This is a genomic window from Massilia sp. Se16.2.3, assembly GCF_014171595.1.
Classification (GTDB): Bacteria; Pseudomonadota; Gammaproteobacteria; order Burkholderiales; family Burkholderiaceae_D; genus Telluria.
In genome coordinates this window covers 2752262-2768373 of sequence record NZ_CP050451.1, presented here as the reverse complement: position 1 = coordinate 2768373, position 16112 = coordinate 2752262, and the positions used below count along the sequence as shown (strand labels likewise).

Below are 16112 nucleotides of genomic sequence, written 5' to 3'. Positions count from 1 at the left end.
GCACGACCGTATTTTTTCGGTATAGTCACCGTTTCCACCATCCCTGAAGGAGACACCCATGACGCAAGCCGCCAACGACCAATTCCTGCTTGCCGCCCGCCCGGTCGGCATGCCCAAGGACAGCGACTGGAGCCGCGCCGCACCGGCCCTGGCCGATCTGCAGCCCGGCGAAGTGCGCGTCAAGCTGCTCTACCTGTCGCTCGACCCGGCCATGCGCGGCTGGATGAACGAAGGCAAATCCTATGTGCGCCCGGTCGCCATCGGCGAGGTGATGCGCGCCGGCGGCGTCGGCGTCGTCGTCGAATCGAGCTCGCCGCGCTTCGCCGTCGGCGACCACGTGATGGGCGTGATGGGCGTGCAGCGCTTCTGGACCGGTCCTGCCGACGACAAGGCCACCGCCCCGGTGAAGGTCGATCCGGCGCTGGCGCCCCTGCCGACCTGGCTCAATGCCCTCGGCATGCCGGGCATGACGGCCTACTTTGGCCTGATCGAGGTCGGCCAGCCCAAGGCCGGCGACACGGTGGTGGTGTCGGGCGCGGCCGGCGCGGTCGGCATGACCGTCGGCCAGGTGGCAAAGCACCTGGGCTGCCGCGTGGTCGGCATCGCCGGTGGCGCGGACAAATGCCGCTTCGTGGTGGAGGAACTCGGTTTCGATGCCTGCATCGACTACAAGGCCGGCGACGTGCACGGCGGCCTGAAGCAGCATTGCCCGCAGGGCGTGGACGTCTACTTCGACAATGTCGGCGGCGACATCCTCGACACCGTGCTCACCCGCATCAACATGAAAGCCCGCATCGTGATCTGCGGCGCCATCTCCCAGTACAACGCGACGAGTGCCGTGAAGGGCCCGGCCAACTACCTGTCGCTGCTGGTGAACCGCGCACGCATGGAAGGCATGCTGGTGACCGACTACGCTGCCCGCTATCCGGAAGGCGTGGCCGCCATCGCGCGCTGGATGCAGGAAGGCAGCTTCAAGAGCCGCGAACACATCGTCGAAGGCTTCGAGACGTTCCCGCAAACCCTGCTGATGCTGTTCAGGGGCGAGAACCTCGGCAAGCTGGTCCTGAAAGTTGCCGACGCCTGAGGCCGGTATGCCATGCCGCCACGCGGCATGGCCTGATGTGACGCCCGCTTGACCGAAACGCAGGCGCGCGCAATCTCCTTGAACTCCATCGCACGAACGGCGTCTATACCGACGCTCGTTCGTCCATGGCCGGTCCCTGCGGACGAGCTCCCCTCGTTCACGTCAAGGACATCCATGCAAGCCTTCCCCACTCCTCCCGCCCTGCACGCGCAGCTCGACGCGCAAGTGCAGTTCCTCACCCAGCTCACGCGCCATGCGGTCGAGACGCTCGGCCAGCTCGGCGCCCTGAACCTGCGCACCACGCGCCAGCTGCTTGATGACGCCATCCACCTGGGCCGCCAGCTCGGCGCCTGCAGCGACCCGTTCCAGATGACGGGCGTGTCGGTGCGTGAAGCGCAGCCGGCGCTGGAGCACTGGCGCCACTGGCAGACCGAGCTGATGAACCTGCTTGCCTCGGGCGGCGCGGCCCTGCGCGCGAAGCCAGCGACGGCGGCTGGCAGGCAGCCCGCGCCACGGCCGGCACCGCCACGAATCCCACCTAGCTTTCAACCTACCAAGGAGGTCCCATGGCAACCCCGGCACACCCCGCCCGGACGGGCCGGCCGACGCGCTGACGCTGCTGCGCGCCGACCACGAGCGCATCCGCCAGCTGTTCGGCGCCTTCGCGCGCCTGCGCGGCATGGACGACGAAGACGAACGCAAGGCCGGCCTGATCGACGAGCTCTGCGCCGAGCTGATCACGCACGGCCTGCTCGAGGAAGAGATTTTCTACCCGGCGCTGCGTGCGGCGAGCGGCGACGACGAGATGGTCGACGAAGCCGACATCGAGCATGCGGGCGTACGCGAACTGGTCGCCCAGCTCGAGGTCATGTATCCCGGCGACGAACACTTCGAGGCCACCGTCGCCGTACTGGCCGAGGAAGTCGAACACCACGTCGCCAGGGAGGAAGGCGAGATGTTCGAGGCCGCGCGCGCGGCAGGGCTGGACCTGGACCGGCTCGGCCACAAGCTCGCCGAGCGGCGCCGCCAGCTCGAGGAAGACATCGACCCGGCCGGCGGCGTGATCGACGCGATGGCGCCGCGCGAGGGCATGCGCATCGCGCGGCGCGCCCCCGATTGAGGACGAGTCGGCAAAACAGGCGGAACTATCGAACAGGTGGTGTCTCTAACCGCACGAGCGCATCAATGCGGTGCTCATTTCCCTTCACCTGCAGGGCAACCAGGAGAGCGACATGGCGACAAGCAAGGAGAACGGCAAGAGCGCTGGCAGTTCCGGCGGCAGCGCGCAAAAAAGTGGTGGCGGCAGCGGCAGCGGCCCCGCCAAACGGGGCTTTGCGGCGATGGACCAGAACCAGCAGCGTGAAATTGCCAGCAAGGGCGGGCAGGCAGCCCACCAGAAAGGCACGGCGCACGAATTCGATTCCGAGGAAGCGCGCCGCGCCGGCCAGAAAGGCGGGGAAGCCGTGAGCCGCAACCGTGCCCACATGGCCGACATCGGCCGCAAGGGTGGCGAGAGCCGGCAGTCGGCCAGCCGTACGGCAAGCGCGGCAGGTGGTTCGGCCGGGTCGGCTGGCTCGAGCAACGGCGGCAGCAAAGGGGGCAACCGCCAGTCGGCCAAGGAGGAGTAAAGGGCTGGCTGCACAGCCCGCCCCTGGCGCGTCTCGCATCCCGCATGGGGGCGCGCCATTTCGGGCCCGGCCGATGCCCGGCGGCGAGTAGCGACCGTCTTGCATCCGTCCCTTACAGTGCATGCGAGACGCGTGGCCTTCATCGGCACGACACATGGGACGGCGCACCACGACCAGCGCGGCAGGTGCCAATCCGGACGGCAGCCGGTGCGCCACCCGCACTGCCCAGCCGAACCGCAGTCGCCCGGTTAGCTTACCGAAGCGGCGGAACGGCATACGGCGCATAGCCCTCCTCCGTCCAGCGCACCCAGAATTCCTCTGCCGCGTCAGCTGCGGCGGCAATGTGCACATCGCTTTCGTGGCACAGGGTGAAGGTGCAGTCTCCGGCCGAGACGATCACGTCCGACCTGCCGACCATCACCGTTCCGGCCTGCTGCGCGGCCAGCAACCAGTCGACGAGGTCCCGTGTCGGCACCAGCATGTCCTGCCACATGTCGTCGATGTCGAGACAGCTGTCCCACCCGAACATGGCGGTCGTCGTGACGATGCCCCGACGGGCAAGCACCTCGCCATAGAACGCCAGCTCCTCGAGAAGCAGCGCAGGCGCCAAGGGCTGGGTTCGGTATTCGATCGTCAAGCGGCTTCTCGCTGCAGAAAAAGACAGGGCAATATGAACGCCCTTCCCGGCCGGGGCGGCAGACGTTCGACCGCCCAGTGTAAGGGCTTTGTTGCGAAGCGAGCAAGGAAAAGGCGCCGCCCCGTTGCCGGTATCCGTCCCCGGCTCGGGCTGCCATGCCTTGCGCCAGGCAAGGCTGCCGGCCTTGCGGAAGCGCCAACAGCAGCAGGCAGGGTCGGCGCCATGGCGGCAAGCGGGCCGTCGCGCAAGCGCTGCGGCTGTGATACATTGCCGCGCCTATGCAAGCGCTTCCCTACCTCACCGCCTATCCAGAACCCCTGCGCCAGCAGGCGGCCGGCCTACTCGCCGAAGGCCGCCTCGGCGCGCTCCTGCGCGCGCCGTTATCCGCGCGCCCACGGCCTGCGCACCGACCGGGCCCTGTATGACTACGTACAGGAACTGAAGGACGACTACCTGCGCAATGCGGAACCAGTCGCCAAGGTCGCCTACGACACCAAGATCCATGTGGTGCAGCACGCGCTGGGCCTGCATACGGCGATTTCGCGTGTCCAGGGCGGCAAGCTCAAGGCCAAGCACGAGATCCGCATCGCCAGCGTCTTCCGCGACGCTCCGCTCCCCTTCCTGCGCATGATCGCCGTCCACGAGCTGGCGCACCTGAAGGAAAAGCAGCACGACAAGGCCTTCTACAAGCTGTGCTGCTGGATGGAGCCGGACTACCACCAGTTCGAACTCGACCTGCGCCTCTATCTCACGCACCTGGACCACGGCGGCGAACGCCTGTGGAGCGCCACTTAGCAGTCAGCAATTGTCGTTGCCTCACAACAACAGTTTGGTATCGAATTGACGGGTTTGACAGGTAAATTTATCGACTTTCACCCATCCGTTCGCTAAAGTCGGAGGGCTGGACACTGAACGCTGCCGGCCGCCTGGCTGGCAGCGGCCGCCTGTTGCCAGGCTGTCCCCGCCCGGCCCCGGGGAAACAACCCCGCGCAGCCGCGAATTCTTGATGAAAGCATGACCATGTACCCGCTTCAAACGACTGGCGGCGCCCTTCCCGGCGCCGCATGCGCCAGCCTGCTGGCGCTGCTGCTGACCGGCGCTGCCCATGCGGCCGACACCACCGCCTCCCCGTCCCGGAAACTGTCCGGCTTCGGCACGATCGGTGCCGTCCATTCGACCGAGAAGAACGCCGACTTCGTTGCCTCGGTTCCTGAAGGGTCACGGCGCCGGCGGCACCCGTAGCGTGAGCCCGCACGTCGACAGCAAGCTGGGCGGCCAGCTCGACCTGACGCTCGACCCGCGCTGGTCCGCGGTGGTGCAGGTCGTCACCGACCAGCGCATGGATGCGTCCTACAAGCCACGCCTGGAATGGGCCAACATCAAATACCAGGCGACGCCGGAACTGGCCGTGCGCCTGGGCCGCATCGCACTGCCGATGTTCATCGCCGCCGAATACCGCAAGGTCGGCTACGCTTATCCATGGGTGCGCACCCCGGTCGAAGTCTATGCCGGCCTGCCGTTCACCAACAGCGACGGCGTCGATATCACCTGGCACTGGAACGGCGAATCGGTGCGCAGCAACACCCAGGCCTTCTGGGGCCATACCGACATGCCGCTGTACGACGGCGGGCGCCTGCGCGCCACCGGCATCAGCGGCCTGTCGCACACGATCGAAAGCGGCGCGTTCACCGCGCGCGCGTCGATCCTGAATGCGCGCCTGACGATGACGCTGTTCCCGGAACTGTTCGACGCGGTCCGCACCTTCGGCCCCCAGGGCGCCGAGATCGCGGAGAGCCTGGAAGCGCAGCACAAGCGTGCCACGGCAGCAAGCGTGGGCCTGAGCTACGACCCGGGCAAGTGGTTCCTGATGAGCGAAGCCGGCTACACCAAGGTGGATGCCTTCCCTGGCCGCATGAAGTCGATGTACGTCAGCGGCGGTGTCCGCCATGGCGACTTCACCCCTTACCTGGGCTTTTCGCGCGTCTGGGGCAAGCGTCCGGCGGGCCCGACCATGCTGGACCTGACCGGCCTGCCGCCGGCCTACGCCGCCTACGGTGCGCTCGGCAACAGCTACCTCGACACCATGCTCAACGCGATTGCCTCGCAGAGCTCGATAACCACCGGCCTGCGCTGGGATTTCGCATCGAACGTCGCGCTCAAGCTGCAGTACGACCGTGTCACGCCCCGCAGCGGCAGCCGCGGCACCATGAACAACCTGCAGCCGGAGTTCCGTTCCGGACAGACGGCGCAGGTCACCAGCCTGGCGCTGGACTTCGTGTTCTGAGGGCGCCATGGCTAACTACATTTCACGCCTGCTCGCCGCCGGCGCGCTGCTCCTGCTTCCTGTACTTGCCCATGCCGGCGAACTGGTCGTCGTCGTTTCCGCACGCAGCCCGATCGCCGCATTGCGCCCGGACCAGGTATCGGCCATTTTCCTCGGCCAGGCCGCACGCTTCCCCGACGGCACCGTCGCCACCGCGCTCGACCAGCCGATCGGTTCGCCCGAACGCGACCACTTCTACCAGAACGTGGCCGGCAAGACCCCTGCCCTGCTCAAGGCTTACTGGTCGAAGATGGTGTTCACCGGCCGTGGCCAGCCGCCGCGCGAACTGCGCGACAGCCTCGCCGTGCGCCGCGCCGTCGCCGACGATCCCGCGCTGATCGGCTATATCGATCGCGAAGCGCTCGATTCGAGCGTGCGCCCGGTACTGCTGGTGCATTGAGAGCGCGCGCATGAAGCGATCCACCATCCCGGCGCGCCGCACGGCGCGCCGTACCCAGTTGTCCCGCTGGCTCGGCCGCGGCCTGGAGACGCACATCTCGCTGCCGCTGTTCGCCCTGCTGCTGGTGCTGGCGATGTGGGTGCTGACGCTGCGCTTCATCGAGTCCGAACGCGCTGGCGCCATCAACGCGGCGCAGACGGCCACCCGCGAACGCCTCGACACCTATGAAGCCCAGATGGCGCGCAGCCTGAACGGCATCGACCAGACCCTCAAGGTGCTCAAGTACGCCGTCGAACTCAAAGGGGCGCGCAAGGCGCCTTGCCGGCGCTGCGCGAGCAGGGCCTGCTGCCGCCGGGACTGGTGTTCGTGGTGGCGGTGTCGGACCGCGGCGGCCGCGTCGTCGCCAGCAATCCCGAATCCGCGCCGCTCGACGTCTCGAGCGCCCCCTATTTCCTCTACCACCGCGATAACGACGACGGCGAAGTGTTCGTCGGCGCGACCGTGGGCGACGCCGCCAAGCGCGAGCCGCACCTGCACTTTTTCGCGCCGCATCAACGACGCCGACGGCAAGTTCGACGGCATCGCCATCGTCGAGGCCGATCCGGCCTACTTCACCAGCGCCTACGAGCCTTCGCGCGACGGCGAGCAGGGCCTGCTCGGCCTGGCCGGCACCGATGGCCTGATGCGCGCGATGCGCATCGGCGAGAACGTCACCGGGGCCAGCGCATCGAACTGGGCAACGCCGCCGGCGGCACCATCACCCTGCACTCCGGCGCACCGGACGGCGTGGCGCGCTACACCACGGTGCAGCGCCTCCACGGCTTCCCGCTGGCGATCGTCATTGGCCTCGGCCGCGACGAGCAGATGGCGTCCTTCGAGAAAGCGCGCCGTGCCTGGATGATGGCCGCCACCGCCGCCACCGCCCTGCTCGGCCTGGTGGTCGGCGTGGTGTCGGTATGGTCGTGGCAGCTGGCACGCGTCCGCCGCCGTGCCCGCCGCGCCCGCGAAACCTATGCCGCCGCATCCGAAGGCAGCCTCGACGCCTTTTGCGTGCTGCGCGCCCTGCGCGGTCCCGGTGGCGTGATCCACGACTTCGAAGTCGAGGACACCAACAGCCGCGCCGAGGAGATGTTCGGCGTGAGCCGCGACGAACTGCGCGGCATGCGCCTGTGCGACCTGCTCCCGTATTACCGCAGCAACGGCATCTTCGACGATATGGTGTCGGTGGCCCTCGACGGCGAGCCGCGCGAAGGCGAATGGCTGGCCGAACACCGCCATGCGCACGGACGCTGGCTGCACCGCCAGGTCGTCGCCGTCGAGGACGGCGTGGTGGCGATCGTGCGCGACATCACCGAGCGCAAGCTGGTGGAGGAACGCATCTTCCACATGGCCCACCACGACGAACTGACGGGACTGCCGAACCGTAACCTGATGCACGACCGCATCGACCAGGCGATCCGCACCGCCGAGCGCCAGGGTACCGGCGTGGCGATCGCCTTCGTCGACCTCGACGGCTTCAAGCTCGTCAACGACGGCCTGGGGCACAAGGCGGGCGACGAACTGCTGAAGGTGGTCAGCAAGCGCATGGGCGCCTGCCTGCGCCGCAACGACACGCTGGCGCGCTTCGGCGGCGACGAATTCGTGATCCTGCTGCCCGACCAGGGCATCGATCCGATGGTGCTGGCGCCGCTGCTGGAGAAGATCCGCGTGGCCGTCACCGAACCGATCCAGGTGTCGGGGCAGTCGGTGCAGGTCAGCTGCAGCATGGGCGTGGTGATGTACCCGCGCGACGGCTTCGACGCCAGCGCGCTCCTGATGAACGCCGACGCCGCGATGTACCGCGCCAAGGACCTGGGCAGCAACAACTTCCAGTTCTACGCACGCGAAATGAACGCCAGCGTGGAAGAGAAGCTGGTGATGCTCGACGGCTTGCGCAACGCGGTCGCGGGCACGCTCGACAGCCGGCTTGGGCGCAGCGAATTCCGCCTGCTGTACCAGCCGAAGGTGGACCTCAAGAGCGGCCGCATCTTCGGCGTCGAGGCCCTGATTCGCTGGCAGCACCCGGAACACGGCATGGTGCCGCCGCAGCGCTTCATCGGCCTGGCCGAGGAAAGCGGCCTGATCGTCGAGATCGGCGACTGGGTGGTGCGCGAAGCCTGCCGCCAGGCCCGGAATGGATCGATGCCGGCCTGCCGCCGCTCACCGTCTCGGTGAACGTCTCGCCGCGCCAGTTCGAGGAAGCGCGCCTGGTCGAACGGGTCGCCGCGGCGCTCGACGACAGCCGCCTGGCGCCCGCCCTGCTGGAACTGGAAGTGACGGAAAGCCTGATCATGCGCGACATGCCCAAGTCGGTCGAACGCATGCGCGAACTGAAGGCGATGGGCGTGTCGCTGTCGATCGACGACTTCGGCACCGGTTACTCGAGCCTGTCGTCGCTGAAGACCTTCCCGATCAGCCGCCTGAAGATCGACAAGAGTTTTGTCAGCGAACTGGCCGACAATGCGGACGACCAGGCCATTGCGATGGCGGTGATCTCGCTCGGCCACAAGCTGAACCTGCGCGTGATCGCCGAAGGCGTCGAGACCGAGCAGCAGTGCGCCTTCCTGCGCGAGAACGAGTGCGATGAGATGCAGGGCTACCTGTTCAGCCGCCCGGTGCCGGCCGGCGAAATCGCCGACATGCTCGAAGCGCACGTGTCCATGCCGGTCGGCTGCCCCTGCATCCCGGCGCCCGCCGGCGCCAGCGTCGAGGCGGCAGCGCTCATCGACGCTGCCGGCACCGCGCCGGCAGCGGCCAGGGCCGCGACCGAGGCCATGTAAGACCGCCGGGGAAGCGCGCGATCGTGCCCTTCCCCGGCTTCATCCGCCTTGCGCGCAGGCGAGCGCCTCGTGGCCATCGAAGCGCCAGCTTCCCCGGTTTTCACGAAACGGTATTCTTCTTTCCACGCATGCTTGCGCAGCAGATCCCGGAAGACCGCCGTGAACGACAGCGCATCGCCGCCGCACACCCGCCAGTTGCCGACATGGGTTACCGAATAGCGGTTGTAGGCGTTGTCCGCCGGCGCGCGCCGCAGCACCGCGCGGCCGTGCGCGGTCATGAGGCCGCTCTCGATGGCCGGCGGCAGCTTCACGAAGGCCATCCCCACCAGAAAACGCGCGATCGGCGTGATGGCGTCCTTCACCACGAGGCGTTCATGCTCGCTCCCGATCGAGCTGGGGTCGACATGGGATCTGGTGCGCCGATAAGCTTCTTCCTGCAGGAAGCCGAAGGCGCCCCGCCGCTCCGCCGGGACGGCGCAGCCGGAGAGCAGCAGGTGAAAGCCGAGGCAGGCAAGGAGAAGGGGCTTCATCGTGGTCGCATGGCTGGTTGCACACGCGCGTCATGATGCCCTTGCCTGGCACGGCGCTGACAAGAAAACGGCGCCGTGCCGGAACACGGACTGCCCGGCACCGCGTGGCGATACCGCGGCCCGGCTAGCCGGCGACGGACGGCGCGCGCAGCTTGTGCACGAGGGCCTCGGCATCGGCATCGATGTGCAGCAGCGCCGCGTGCGCCGGGCGCACGAATTCTTCCTGCACCTGGTGCGCGACAAAAGCCATCAGGCCGTCGTAGAAGCCGTCCACGTTGAAGAGGCCAATCGGCTTGGCATGGATGCCCAGCTGGGCCCAGGTGATCATCTCGAACAGCTCTTCCAGCGTTCCCATCCCGCCCGGCATGGCGATGAAGCCTTCCGACAGCTCGGCCATCATGGCCTTGCGCTCGTGCATGTCCTTCACCACGAACAGGCGCGTCAGCCCGGCATGGCCGACTTCGCGCTCGACCAGCGCGCGGGGAATCACCCCGGTCGCCTCCCCGCCCAGGCGCAGTACTTCGTCGGCGATCACGCCCATCAGCCCGACCTTGCCGCCGCCGTAGACGAGAGCGATGTTATGGTCGACCAGCGCGCGCGCCAATTGGCGGGCCGCGTCGGCATACAGGGGCCTGGCGCCGTTCGAGGCGCCGCAGTAGACAGCGATTGATTTCATGGACTTTCCAAAGATGTGAGAACCCGGCGGATCCTATGCGGCGCCCGGATCCCGACCCTCGTCAGGCAGCTTTTTCAAGTACTCTTCAGAGAGCTTTTCAAACAGCAGGCTGGTATCGCCGCGCAGGTAGGGCCCGAGCATCGACAGCACCTGGTAGCAGCCGCGCGCGAGCGCGTCGGCAATGGCCTGCTGCTCGCTGTACTTGCGCGGATTGCGCACGTATTCGTAGGACAGCCAGTAGGTCGCCACGACCACCATGTTGGTGGCCATTGCCCCGATCTGCTGGTCGCTCGCCTGCAGCGAACCCTCGCTGCGCAGGTCTTCGCAGAGCTGGCGCGCGACCTTGATCTTGTGCGCCAGGATGGCCTTGAAGTGCAGTTCGAGCTTGCGGTTGCGCGAGAGCAGGTCGTTGAGGTCGCGGTAGAAGAAGCGGTAGCGCCAGATCAGCTCGAACATCAGGTGCAGGTAGAGCCAGACGTCTTCCATGTTCGAGCGCCGGCCGGCCGGCACCGTGAGGATGCGCCCGATCTCGGCTTCGAACTGCACGAAGATCGAATTGACGATGTCGTCCTTGTTGCGGAAGTGGTAGTACAGGTTGCCGGGCGAGATGTTCATCTCCTCGGCAATGACGGTCGTCGTGATGTTCGGCTCGCCGAACTCGTTGAACAGCCTGAGCGAGAGCTCGAGGATGCGTTCACGGGTGCGGCGCGGGGCTTTCTGTAGCATGGAAGGCGGCATTGTTGGCGTCATCCGCAAGCATATCACTGAACCCGGTGCCGACGACAGCCGTGGACCGGCGCGGCGTCATGCCCGGGTCTTCGACCCGGCGGCGCGTGCCGCGGCGGTTCTTTTCGCTGCCGGCCTTGCCGCGGACTTTGCTGCTGGCTTCGCGGCTGCCTTTGTCGCGGCCTTTGCGGCTGTTTTCGCAGCTGGCTTCACGGCCGGCACCTGTCGCCGTTCGGCCGCCAGCTCGGCCAGCGTCCGTTCGAGCGCATCGACCCGCTGCGCCAGCGCTTCGACTTCGCCCCGCGCCGGCACGCCGATGGTGGCCAGCGCGCGCGCCACCCGTTCCTCGAACACCTGCTCCAGCTTGCCCCAGGAGCTCGAGGTGCGCCGGCTTGCGCGTTCGGCCTTGCGCGCGACCGTGTCGGTGGCATCCTCGACCTGGCGAGCGCGCTTCTGCAGCTCGCTGCCGTCGCGTACCAGGCGCGTGAATTCGCGGCCGCCTTCGGCCTGCGCCTTGGCGAACGCGCCCAGGCCGGCCTGCCAGATCTGCTGGGCCGAGCTGCGCACCGCGCGCGCCAGCGCTTCTTCTTCCTGCTCGAGTTCCTTGATGTTCTTGCTCATTCTGCCCCCATGCTGCGCGCCTGACCTCATGCGCTCGAACGCCATTGTAGGCGCGCCCGATAGAACGCGCATTCTAAACGGGGCCGCGCCCGCGCTGCAGGCGAAAGGCCTCGTGCAGCGCATCGAGCAAGGCCGCGCCCTGCCAGGGTTTCTGGTGGAAGCGTTCGGCGTCGCCGCAAGCGAGAGCCCGCGCAATCGCCTCGTCCGCGCTCTGGCCGGACAGCAGCATGCGAAAGACGCTTGGGCGGCGCCTGCGCACCTCGGCCAGCAGCGCGGCGCCGCGCATGCCGGGCATCCAGTGGTCGCTCAGCACGACCGCCACCGCCTCGCGCTCGAGCAGCGCCAGCGCCTCCTCGCCTGATGCCGCACGGAGCACGCGCCAGCCCTGCCCCTCCACCTGGTCGGCCAGCACGCCGAGCATGAAGGGGTCGTCGTCGACCAGCAGCAGCGCCGGCGGCGGCAGGAAGGCCTCGACCTCGTCGACGAGGCTGTCGGCCTCGATCGGCAAGCCGATGTAGCCGTTGTAGCCGGCCGCCAGCAGCCGGTCGCGCAGCGCCTCGTCGCCGGGCGCGCTCATGGCCAGCAGCACGGTCCCTGCCTTGTGCCCTGCCAGTGCGAAGGCATGCGGGTGGCGCGCGCCGCACAGCACCAGGTCGCAGCTTGACGCCTCCCCTTCGGCGCCGATCATGACGTGGCCGCGTGCGCGCAGCAGCGCGGCTGCCGTCGCGGCGGTCGCGAAGTCGTCGTCGATGATGAGTATGCGTGCCACGGGGCCTCCGGATTGCGTCCGGCCCGAATCTAGCACATCGTGGATCAGGCCGCGAACGCGAGCGCGCCGAGTTCCGCCATGACAGCGTCGAGCACGCGCGCATTGCAGCCGAGCGCCACGTGGCCGATGCCGCCGAACGCCAGGTTGCGCGCGCCCGGCAGCAGGCTCGAGGTCTGCGGCGCGATGATGTTGTCGTGGTGGCTGAAGATGGAGGTGACGAGCGCGCGCCGTGCGCCGTCCTCGCTGGCGGCCAGCGCGCGCAGCCAGGCGCTCGGCCCGCCGCCGCGCCAGCGCATCTGGACGGCATTGGCGCCGAGTCCGAAATTGGCCATGCCGGTGCCGTGGTGCGGGGTGCCGAGGGTGATCACGCGCGCTACCCGCTCGCTGCCGTGGCGGCGCATCCAGGCGCGCACCACCAGCCCGCCCATGCTGTGCGCCACCAGCGCCACCTGCTGCGAACCCGTGGCGGCGCGCAGTTCCTCCACCGCCTGCTCGATCAGGGGCACGTAGCTGTCGATCGGGGCGGCAACGGGCTCCAGGTCGACCGTCGCATGGCTGATGCGCGCGCGTTCCAGGCGCGGGCGCAGGTAGGCCCAGTAGCCGCCGTTGCAGCCATAGCCGTGCACGAGCAGCACCGGTGCTCCTTTCGCGTCCGGATAAACGTGCCGGCAGGCAGCCGCGCGCGGCATGTGCCGGACGTGTGCAGCATGCTCGATCGGAATTCCTCCCACAGCAGGCGCAGGCGCGCGGTGCCGCGCAGGCGGTATTCCGGCGGCGTCGGGCTGGCGTACAGGCTGCTGACCACGAAGTTGTTCATGTTGATGGCCAGGCGCACCAGCGCCACGCAAGCTGCGCCCAGCGCCAGCGCGCGCAGGAAGCCGGCGCCGCCCCAGGCCATGGCGGCGCACGCGATCGCCAGCGCCGCCGCCGCTTGCACCAGCAGCACGGTGCGCAGGATGCGGCGCGCGCTCTTCACGTCAAGCCGCCACCGTCGGCGCCGGTTTGCCGGTGAGGCTAGCCGCCAGCCCGCTCGCCAGGCGTGCCGTGATGCCGTAGATCGACAGCTGCGGATTGGCGCCGATCGAGGTCGGGAACAGCGAGCCGTCGTGCACCGACAGGTTGGCAAGGCCCCGGTAGCGGCCGTCGGGGGCCACCACGCCGCGGCGCTCGTCGCCGGCCATGGTGCAGCCGCCCATCACGTGGGCCGAGGCCACGCGCGTCATGTGCAGCTGCTGCGGCAGCGCGGCGATCTCGCGTTTCGCCTCGTTCCACGAGGTGTAGCGGCGCGCCGTCTCGTGCGCCGGCTGCACCGCGCTGGCGCCGGCCGCGAACTGGATCTCGGCCATGGTCAGCAGCGCGCGGCGCGCGCCGTCCCAGAGAAAGTCGTTGAGCGGATAGTCGAGCACCGCCGCGCCGTCCTTCAGACCGACGCTGCCGCCGGGCGACGCTTCATGAAAACCGTCGCGCAGCAGCGCCAGCATGCCTTGCAGGTGCGGGAACTGGCGCATCAATTCCGCGTGGCCCCGGCCGAAACCGTTGAGCGTGGTCGACAGCAGCACCGGATGCAGCGGCGGCGCCTCGAGCTTGTAGCCGATCGGGCCGTCGATGGCCCCCGTGTGCAGGAAGTGGTCGGAATACACCGTCTGCGGCGCGCCGGTTCCAGGCTTCCACGCGCTCGGGGAAGATCGCGGCCGAGATCAGGGTCGGGTGCAGGAAGGTGCGCTTCCCTAACAGCTTGTTCGGGTCCGGCGCGTTCGAACGCAGCAGCAGTGCCGGCGAATTGATGGCGCCCCGGCCACGACGAAGTGCTTCGCGCGCAGGCGCAGGCTGCGGCCGCTGGGCGCGACGCCGTCGGCCTGGAGGGCGGTGCAGACGAGTTCCTCGACACGGTCGCCGCGCAGCGCGAAGCGTTCGGCGCGGGCGCGCGTGACGAGCGTGGCGCCGTGGTCGAGCGCGGCGGGGATGGTCGTCACCAGCATCGACTGCTTGGCGTTGGTCGGGCAGCCCATGCCGCAATAGCCGAGGTTCCAGCAGCCGTTGACGTTGCGGCGGATGAAGCCGGAGGCGATGCCCAGCTTGTCGGCGCCGCGCTTGAGCAGGTCGTTGTTGGCGTTCGGCGCGCCCTGCCAGTCGCCGATGTGCAGGCGCGCTTCCATGCGCGCGAACCAGGGCGCCAGGCTCTCGCTGTCGTAACCGGCGAGACCAAAATGGCTGCGCCAGAAGTCGAGGGTCGGCGCGGGCGTGCGAAAGCTCGAGGTCCAGTTGACGGTGGTGGAACCGCCGACGGTGCGGCCCTGCAGGATCTTGATGCCCTTGTCCAGGGTCTGGCGCGCGGCCGACTCCTGGTACAGGCCGGGATAGGCATCGGCCTCGCGCATCTTGAAGTCTTTCGAGGAGCGCAGCGCGCCTTCCTCGACGATGATGACCGAGAGGCCGCTCGTTGCCAGGATCTCGGCCGTCACGCCGCCGCCGGCACCGCTGCCGACGATGACGACGTCGGCCTCGAGGGTACGGTCGGCATCGAGCGCGGCGGCATCGACGACTTTCCAGCCGCGCGCGAGGCCCGCGCGGATCGGGTCGGGGACGATGCTTTCAGCCGGTGTCAGGGGAATGTTCTTGTCGCTCATGGTGTGGTTCTCGAAGCGATGCGTGGGATGGGGGCTTGCATCGTTGGCGCTGCCGTACTCACGACAACTCCTTCATCGGCCCGGGATAGCCGATCGCTTCCCAATGGGCCGGCTGCGCATACCAGGCGCCGAGCGCGAGGTCGTGCAGCGCGCCGTAGGCCGTACGCAGCAGCGCGAAGCGGTGCATGCGCCAGTCCCGGAGAAAAGCCGTGACCTCGGCTTCGCCGGCATTCGCCCACCCGCCCGAGACACCTGTCAGAAGCCGCCGCGCCGGTGCCAGCGCGAGCAGGCCGAACAGGTCCTGCACTTCCTTTTGCACGCCCGGGGGCAGGTTCGAAATGGCGGTATGCACGCCCTGGACCGTCGTGTCGATCGCGGCCTTGCGCTCGGCTGGCGCGGCTGGCAAGGCGCCGGCCAGCAAGGCCGGCACGATCGCCCCCAGCGCGCTGCGCGCCTCGCCGTCGAGCACGAAGCGGCCTGGCGCCGGCGGATTGGCCATGCGGTAGATGCCGCCACCGGCGGCCAGCGCGAGCGCACCGAGTACGCCCGCCTTGAGAAAGGATCTGCGCTTTGTCTCCATCTGGTTATCCCTGTTGTTTTTCCCAGTGTACGACAAAGGACGCCCGTTGCCGCCGCCAGGAATAGAGGATGTCGTCGAAAATGCGGCCCCAGGTGCTGGCGTGCAAACATCGTCTGCCGGTGGGGCTTCCAGGGCACAGGATGTTTGCATCGGGCCACAAGGGCCGCGATTCGCCGCGCACCGTTGCGCCTGCCCTTCTCAGGCTGGCGCCGGGCTTGTACCATAGCGCCATTTGCTCGACTACGAAAGCCTCCCATGACCATCTCTTCCCTGTTCCGCGCCGTGTGCCTCGCCCTGGCCGCCGCCGCTTGCGCCCTTCCCGCCCAGGCCGGCAGCTCGGCTGCCTCGTCCGCCTCCAGCGCCGGCGCCGCCTCGTCGGGCAGCATCTCGGACTCGATCGGCGCCTCCAGCGACAGCTCGGGCGACGACAAGAAAGTGGCCGCCGGCGAGTACCGCGTGATCGACATCGCCCAGGCCCCGGGCAAGCGCGAGACCACGCGCCTGACCTTGCGCGCAGCAAACGGTGCACGCGCATTCACGCTCGACGTGCCGGACCGTGCCCTGGCCCAGCGCGCCGTGCGCAAGGACGAGCTCATCCAGTGAACGAACGCGACTACGGCTACGAGTTCGCCCATGCCGACACCCGCCAGTCCTTCTTCCCGGCCCTGCAGGATGGCTGGTACCGCGACCTC

At 68.4% G+C, this 16112-nt stretch carries 18 protein-coding genes and 3 pseudogenes; 12 read left to right on the top strand and 9 right to left on the bottom strand.

The features are described 5' to 3' along the window. The first annotated feature begins 58 nt into the window (after window positions 1–58). The 4 genes and pseudogenes from G4G31_RS12635 to G4G31_RS12620 all read left to right on the top strand — a co-directional run bounded on the left by G4G31_RS12635 (window position 59) and on the right by G4G31_RS12620 (window position 2712). Window positions 59–1084, top strand: coding sequence for an NADP-dependent oxidoreductase (locus tag G4G31_RS12635; RefSeq protein ID WP_182988002.1), 1026 nt, complete (start codon window positions 59–61; stop codon window positions 1082–1084). A 174-nt stretch (window positions 1085–1258) separates the two neighbouring features. Then, window positions 1259–1492: pseudogene (locus tag G4G31_RS29085) on the top strand (phasin family protein); the annotation flags it as partial. 40 nt (window positions 1493–1532) lie between these two features. Beyond that, window positions 1533–2204, top strand: coding sequence for a hemerythrin domain-containing protein (locus tag G4G31_RS12625; RefSeq protein WP_229424931.1), 672 nt, complete (start codon window positions 1533–1535; stop codon window positions 2202–2204). Window positions 2205–2316: 112 nt separating this feature from the next. Continuing rightward, entirely contained in the window at window positions 2317–2712 is a 396-nt protein-coding gene (locus G4G31_RS12620; RefSeq protein WP_202033615.1) for a KGG domain-containing protein, read from the top strand. Window positions 2713–2965: 253 nt separating this feature from the next. Here the strand turns inward: G4G31_RS12620 and G4G31_RS12615 are convergent, their stop codons facing one another. Next, entirely contained in the window at window positions 2966–3349 is a 384-nt protein-coding gene (locus G4G31_RS12615) for a hypothetical protein (protein ID WP_182988001.1), read from the bottom strand. Window positions 3350–3627: 278 nt separating this feature from the next. Between G4G31_RS12615 and G4G31_RS12610 the strand changes: the two are divergent. The 7 genes and pseudogenes from G4G31_RS12610 (at window position 3628) to G4G31_RS28300 (ending at window position 8891) form a co-directional block, all read left to right on the top strand. Further along, window positions 3628–4144, top strand: a pseudogene (locus G4G31_RS12610) (YgjP-like metallopeptidase domain-containing protein). Between the two features lie 225 nt (window positions 4145–4369). Next, window positions 4370–4591 carry a hypothetical protein gene (locus G4G31_RS12605; RefSeq protein WP_182988000.1) on the top strand — a complete coding sequence of 74 codons (222 nt, stop codon included), beginning with the start codon at window positions 4370–4372 and terminating at the stop codon, window positions 4589–4591. Between the two features lies 1 nt (window position 4592). Next, window positions 4593–5633: a hypothetical protein gene (locus G4G31_RS12600; RefSeq protein WP_182987999.1), complete on the top strand. Its 1041-nt coding sequence runs from the start codon at window positions 4593–4595 to the stop codon at window positions 5631–5633. A 7-nt stretch (window positions 5634–5640) separates the two neighbouring features. Further along, entirely contained in the window at window positions 5641–6072 is a 432-nt protein-coding gene (locus tag G4G31_RS12595; protein ID WP_182987998.1) for a phosphate ABC transporter substrate-binding protein, read from the top strand. Window positions 6073–6082: 10 nt separating this feature from the next. Then, window positions 6083–6973, top strand: coding sequence for a cache domain-containing protein (locus G4G31_RS28310; RefSeq protein WP_229424930.1), 891 nt, complete (start codon window positions 6083–6085; stop codon window positions 6971–6973). Next, window positions 6859–8286 carry a diguanylate cyclase domain-containing protein gene (locus G4G31_RS28305; RefSeq protein WP_308621407.1) on the top strand — a complete coding sequence of 476 codons (1428 nt, stop codon included), beginning with the start codon at window positions 6859–6861 and terminating at the stop codon, window positions 8284–8286. Before G4G31_RS28310 ends, G4G31_RS28305 begins: the two co-directional genes overlap by 115 nt. Next, window positions 8283–8891, top strand: coding sequence for an EAL domain-containing protein (locus G4G31_RS28300; RefSeq protein WP_308621405.1), 609 nt, complete (start codon window positions 8283–8285; stop codon window positions 8889–8891). The genes G4G31_RS28305 and G4G31_RS28300 overlap by 4 nt, the downstream gene beginning before the upstream one ends. Window positions 8892–9545: 654 nt before the next feature. Here G4G31_RS28300 and G4G31_RS12585 read toward each other — a convergent pair. The 8 genes and pseudogenes from G4G31_RS12585 to G4G31_RS12555 all read right to left on the bottom strand — a co-directional run bounded on the left by G4G31_RS12585 (window position 9546) and on the right by G4G31_RS12555 (window position 15420). Then, entirely contained in the window at window positions 9546–10097 is a 552-nt protein-coding gene (locus G4G31_RS12585; protein WP_182987997.1) for a TIGR00730 family Rossman fold protein, read from the bottom strand. 33 nt (window positions 10098–10130) lie between these two features. Then, a complete protein-coding gene (locus G4G31_RS12580; protein ID WP_182987996.1) occupies window positions 10131–10823 on the bottom strand; it encodes a TetR/AcrR family transcriptional regulator in 693 nt (230 codons plus the stop codon). A gap of 78 nt (window positions 10824–10901) precedes the next feature. Continuing rightward, a complete protein-coding gene (locus G4G31_RS12575) occupies window positions 10902–11444 on the bottom strand; it encodes a phasin family protein (protein WP_182987995.1) in 543 nt (180 codons plus the stop codon). Between the two features lie 73 nt (window positions 11445–11517). Beyond that, window positions 11518–12213 (bottom strand): response regulator, encoded by a 696-nt coding sequence (locus G4G31_RS12570; RefSeq protein ID WP_229424928.1) that lies wholly within the window; start codon window positions 12211–12213, stop codon window positions 11518–11520. A gap of 44 nt (window positions 12214–12257) precedes the next feature. Then, window positions 12258–12800, bottom strand: a complete 543-nt coding sequence (locus G4G31_RS25970; protein ID WP_229425598.1) for an alpha/beta fold hydrolase — start codon at window positions 12798–12800, stop codon at window positions 12258–12260. Beyond that, a complete protein-coding gene (locus G4G31_RS25965; protein WP_229424927.1) occupies window positions 12710–13189 on the bottom strand; it encodes a hypothetical protein in 480 nt (159 codons plus the stop codon). Before G4G31_RS25965 ends, G4G31_RS25970 begins: the two co-directional genes overlap by 91 nt. 1 nt (window position 13190) lies before the next feature. Beyond that, window positions 13191–14840: pseudogene (locus tag G4G31_RS12560) on the bottom strand (GMC family oxidoreductase N-terminal domain-containing protein). Window positions 14841–14898: 58 nt separating this feature from the next. Next, window positions 14899–15420 (bottom strand): hypothetical protein, encoded by a 522-nt coding sequence (locus tag G4G31_RS12555; RefSeq protein ID WP_182987994.1) that lies wholly within the window; start codon window positions 15418–15420, stop codon window positions 14899–14901. 255 nt (window positions 15421–15675) lie between these two features. Between G4G31_RS12555 and G4G31_RS12550 the strand changes: the two genes are divergently transcribed. Further along, window positions 15676–16023 carry a hypothetical protein gene (locus G4G31_RS12550; protein WP_229424926.1) on the top strand — a complete coding sequence of 116 codons (348 nt, stop codon included), beginning with the start codon at window positions 15676–15678 and terminating at the stop codon, window positions 16021–16023. Window positions 16024–16112: the final 89 nt, after the last annotated feature.